The sequence below is a fragment of the Bradyrhizobium sp. genome (assembly GCF_049691595.1).
Lineage (GTDB): Bacteria > Pseudomonadota > Alphaproteobacteria > Rhizobiales > Xanthobacteraceae > Bradyrhizobium.
In genome coordinates this window covers 1-4438 of the sequence record NZ_JBAVNZ010000025.1, presented here as the reverse complement: position 1 = coordinate 4438, position 4438 = coordinate 1, and the positions used below count along the sequence as shown (strand labels likewise).

The following is a 4438-nucleotide window of genomic DNA, read 5'->3' as shown; positions in this document are numbered from 1 at the left end:
CGACGAGGCCGCGCGCATCAATCGCGGCGAGGACATCTCGACCCGTCAGGAAGACCAGGACGCCGCCGCCGAGGCGCTGGCCGCCGCCGGCGAATTCTTCGATCCGGAAGCCCGGCACGACGACGTGGCGCCGGCTGCACCCGAGAAGTAATGCGGCTGGCCCAACAGACCAAAGCCCGGCGCTATCAGCGCCGGGCTGCCTTTTCGAAAGAATGCCTTTTCGAAAGAATGTCCTTTTCGAAAGTCCTTTTCGAAGGAATCGTGCCCTCGGCTGGTCGGCGCTATAATTTGGATGGCAACCAATATCGGGGCAACATGCGATGGGACTCGATTGGCTTCCCGGCAACAAGCCGAAGCCGGGATACGAAACGGAATTCCGAACTATCGTACAGACGCTGCTGTGGGACAAAGTAGCGAAATCCGATCGTGCTCGCGTCTCGAGCGGTCGATGGTCTCGCTTTCGGGAGATCTTCGCCGGACCAGCCCCGAGCGAGGCTGAAAGCAGGGCCCTGAGGCAACGCTACGACGAGATCGGCATATCAGCCTATGAAACGCTCAATGCACCTCGGGTCGGTTACGATCCCATTGCGGATGATTGGGCGGAACAGATGCACGCGGCCCGCAACATCGAGAAGCCTCTCGAAGTTTGGCGCCGCGAAATGCGCGGCTACTACGTCGTCAGCCTGGTTCCACCTTGTGACGGCATCCCTTTCTACAGCAATGGCGCAATGGCCGACTACGTGGAGCGCTTTTCCTTTCGCGGCCAGTTTCTCAAGTCGTGCAGTCCCGTCATTGGCAATCGACTTCTTGAATCTTCATACGAAGTGAAGTTCGCGCCCGACCTTTCAAGGTTTGGAACGGACCTCCTCGCGAGCGCCGACACATATGCAAGAACAAACAATCTGAAGATGCCGGCAACTTCACCGGACGATTGCGATTCGCCGGAAGGCCAACTTCACATCGTCGCCGCGGCTGGACGATGGTGCCAGTTTTGGGGTGACCGCGGCCATTTCCTCGAGCCATATTTCTGATTGCCGACGCGATGCTGCAGGGCTGACCAGAGACGTTGCCTAACGTGGGCGCATCTCGTCGAGCATCGCAATCGATGCCAGCGCGCGCTGGGCGCCGCGGACGTCTTCGGTCCATTCGCCGCGGGAAATCTCGAACAGATAGCGCGCCTCGCGCCGGTTGTTCACCACCCAGTCCAGATACGCCCGGATCAGCCGCGCCACGCCTTCGCGGGCGCCGCCGAATCGCTGTCGCCGGATTTATTGCGAGATCGGGGGTGCGGGCGGTCCCGCCGGGGCGATCGGTGACAGCGGGGGGACCGAAGCCGTGACCGCCGGAGATGCCGCCGACGGGCTCGCAGCCGGCTCTGGCGTGCCGCTCATGGTCGGCGCTGGCGTCACCGGTGGCACCGGATCGGGCCGCAATGGCGTTGGTTCGCCACCACCGGGTTCCCTGGGCGCATCGGCCTTGGCCGTCTCGGATTTACCTTCGCGGGCGGGTTTGGCGGCCTCAGGCTTATCGCCCTCGCCCCTGACGTTATCCCTGACGTTATCCTTGGCCGCGTCGGCCTTGGCCGTTTCGCCTTTTGCGGCCTCTTCCCTGGCTGCATCGGGTTTCGCGGTTTCGGATTTGGGCGGTTCCTCGACAGGCTTGCCTCGCTTGCTCAGCTTCTGCCTGGCACCCGATCTGGAGTCGGTCGCAGCCGGACCATCCGAGGGCATTGCCGCATCCGGAGCGTCGCCCGGCCGGGCCAGGCGCTTGCTACTGCGGCCCGGACGGCCGCCCTCGCCTTGCGGCGGCGGCCCGTCGGCGTCGGGCCTCGCGGCCTCCGGTATCGATGCCGGCGGACGCTGCTGGCGGCCAAGGCGATCGAGCTGATCCGGCTGGCCGGGTTGGCCGGCAGGCTTGGCCTCCTGTCTTGCCTCTTGCCTGGCGTCCTTGCCCTGCTTGGCCTGATCCTGCTTGGCCTGATAGCGCGTGTCGTTGGCGCCATTGGACACCAAAAAGGACGCGAGTACCGAGGCCATGTCGCTGCTGGTCGTGTAGTGCTGGCGCAGGAAGCCGGGCAGCGATGAGGCCGGGACGTTCTTCAGGAGACCCCGAGGGCTCTTATGGCAGGCGTTGCAGGTGCCCGCGAAAATCTGGGAAGGGCTCTTGCCGGCTTCGAGATTGGTCGCCTGCGCGTGCGCCGATCCCGTCGCCAGGCAGCCGATCAGAAGCGTCACCGTCGCCAGACTGAGCGCTCGGCCCAACATCCCCAGTTCTCCAGAATAGGAAATCGCCTTTCCCGGGTCGCGCGACACGGTTGCAGCGGTCACCTTTTAGCCGATTACGGCGCGAATGGAAGCGCATCCATGACGCATCCATACCAACGCCATATTTCAGATTATCCGCTTTGACTACAACGCACTAGCGGACAACGATCATCCTTATTATGTTGATGTTGGTGCGCTTTGGAAAAAGCTTTCCGAGTGTGCCTCGAGGGTAACGGCCTGTCGTTCCATTTGGTGCTCCGATGGATCGTTTGTTGCGTTATTTCCTGGGACAATTCGTCCGCCGCGGCGCGATGACGTTCACGACCGCGAGCGGGTCGAGATTTGCCTGCGGCGACGGCTCCGGCCAGCCGGTTTCGGTGCGGTTTGTGACCGCGGACGCCGAGCGCAGGATCCTCCTCAATCCGGAACTTCATTTGGGCGAAGCCTATATGGACGGCACATTCGTGGTCGAAGATGGCTCGATCGCGGACGCGCTGGCGATCCTGTTGGATCAGCCCGAAATGGTTCCGCGCTGGGCCAAACTGCAATGGTGGCTGCGTTATCTGGCGCGGCATGCCCGCCAGTTCAATCCGCCCGGCCGGTCGAGAAACAATGTCACCCATCACTACGACCTCGACGGCCGGCTCTATTCGCTGTTTCTGGATGCCGACAGGCAATATAGCTGCGCCTATTTCGAGGCGCCGGACACCACGCTCGACGACGCCCAGCTTGCCAAGAAGCGCCATCTGGCCGCAAAACTCCTGATCGGGCGCGGCGACCGGGTGCTCGACATCGGCTCCGGCTGGGGCGGCCTTGGCCTTTATCTCGCTGAAATGACCGGTGCCGACGTCACCGGCGTGACGCTGTCAACCGAGCAATTGCAGGTCTCGAACGCCCGCGCGGCCGAGAGAAACCTGGCGCAATCGGCGAGGTTCCTGCTGCAGGATTATCGCGACGTTCCCGGCCCGTTCGACCGCATCGTGTCGGTCGGCATGTTCGAACATGTCGGCGTCGACTTTTATGAAACCTTTTTCAGGCGATGTGCCGAACTTCTCACCGACGATGGCATCATGATGCTGCACGCGATCGGCCGTTCGACCGGCCCCGATGTGACCAGCCCCTGGGTCACGAAATACATCTTCCCCGGCGGCTACATCCCGGCCCTGTCGGAAGTTTTCCCGGCCATCGAGGCCGCGGGCCTCTTGGTCTGCGACGTCGAGATCCTGCGACTGCACTACGCGGAGACGCTGAAGGCCTGGCGCGAACGCTTCGCGGCAAGGCGCGAGGAGGCCGTGCGGCTCTACGACGAACGCTTTGCACGGATGTGGGAGTTCTACCTGGCGGCTTCGGAAATGTCGTTCCGCAAGCAGAACCTGATGAATTTCCAGATCCAGCTCGCCAAACGCCAGGGCGTGGTGCCGATGACGCGCGACTATGTCGCGCAAGAGGAAGCGCGGCTGCGCGGGCGCGAACGCAACGCCCAGCCGCGACTGCAACTGGCTGGCGAATAGACCAACAGGGATTGAAATCTCAGTTCCGCGGACCGAAGGCCGAACCGCAACAGGCGTAAGCCGACGCGGGGCGGGCAAGATGCGCATGAACGGCGGCGAGCACCACCCGGTCGATCGGCACAGCGCGAATTTCCACACGCGAAACTTGTTCCATGGTGTCGATCAGCCTCGACAGCCAAATGCTGTCGCCGCCTCCCGATCGCCATGTGTGAGCTCGCGAACCCATTACGTTGCCTGCCTTTCCCCTACCAACCCGGAATTTGCCAACCGGTTCCCGATTTCCTTACCCATCCATCATGCCGCGAAGAAAATCCGGCGAGTGTGATCTGTTTCACAGAGCGCCTCGGCGGCGTTCCGTAGACTTCCGCCATGGCCGAGAGACCCCGCCCAGCATCGTTCGATCCGCAGCCCGACATCCGGACCGACTACGCCTTGATCGCCACCGGCGTGGGAATGGCCCTGATCGCGCTGATCTACCTGCTCTTGATCTGATCAAACGCTTAACAAACCGCTTCGAACACGCCCCCTCGCCCTCGGATAGGTAAGTCCATGCGGCGACCGGGTTCAGCTTGCGCCGAAATTTTTCGTCGAAATGTGAGCGGTTTCGCGGCACGGCCAAGCCGTCGCCCGATTTTGGCCGAAACCCGTCAAGCGGAATGAAGC

4 protein-coding genes and 2 pseudogenes are annotated in these 4438 nt (G+C 62.6%); 4 read left to right on the top strand and 2 right to left on the bottom strand.

The features are described 5' to 3' along the window. A pseudogene (locus WCE35_RS01005) lies at nt 1-151 on the top strand (50S ribosomal protein L9); the annotation flags it as partial. Nucleotides 152-320: 169 nt separating this feature from the next. Continuing rightward, entirely contained in the window at nt 321-1031 is a 711-nt protein-coding gene (locus WCE35_RS01000) for a hypothetical protein (RefSeq protein WP_424591482.1), read from the top strand. A gap of 81 nt (nt 1032-1112) precedes the next feature. Here the strand turns inward: WCE35_RS01000 and WCE35_RS00995 are convergent. Together WCE35_RS00995 and WCE35_RS00990 are read right to left on the bottom strand one after the other, a co-directional pair. Continuing rightward, nucleotides 1113-1244: pseudogene (locus WCE35_RS00995) on the bottom strand (TetR/AcrR family transcriptional regulator); the annotation flags it as partial. 24 nt (nt 1245-1268) lie between these two features. Further along, nucleotides 1269-2264: a hypothetical protein gene (locus tag WCE35_RS00990; RefSeq protein ID WP_424591481.1), complete on the bottom strand. Its 996-nt coding sequence runs from the start codon at nt 2262-2264 to the stop codon at nt 1269-1271. Between the two features lie 260 nt (nt 2265-2524). Here WCE35_RS00990 and WCE35_RS00985 point away from each other — a divergent pair, with 260 nt between their 5' ends. Then, complete coding sequence (locus WCE35_RS00985) at nt 2525-3775, top strand: class I SAM-dependent methyltransferase (protein ID WP_424591480.1); 1251 nt, start codon at nt 2525-2527, stop codon at nt 3773-3775. Between the two features lie 369 nt (nt 3776-4144). Further along, nucleotides 4145-4267 carry a hypothetical protein gene (locus tag WCE35_RS00980; protein ID WP_424591479.1) on the top strand — a complete coding sequence of 41 codons (123 nt, stop codon included), beginning with the start codon at nt 4145-4147 and terminating at the stop codon, nt 4265-4267. Nucleotides 4268-4438: the final 171 nt, after the last annotated feature.

Excerpts from the sequence above, each read along its gene's own strand:
- WCE35_RS01000 (WP_424591482.1), top strand. The coding sequence starts at position 321 with ATGGGACTCGATTGGCTTCCCGGCAACAAGCCGAAGCCGGGATACGAA.
- WCE35_RS00990 (WP_424591481.1), bottom strand. The coding sequence starts at position 2,264 with ATGTTGGGCCGAGCGCTCAGTCTGGCGACGGTGACGCTTCTGATCGGC.
- WCE35_RS00985 (WP_424591480.1), top strand. The coding sequence starts at position 2,525 with ATGGATCGTTTGTTGCGTTATTTCCTGGGACAATTCGTCCGCCGCGGC.
- WCE35_RS00980 (WP_424591479.1), top strand. The coding sequence starts at position 4,145 with ATGGCCGAGAGACCCCGCCCAGCATCGTTCGATCCGCAGCCCGACATC.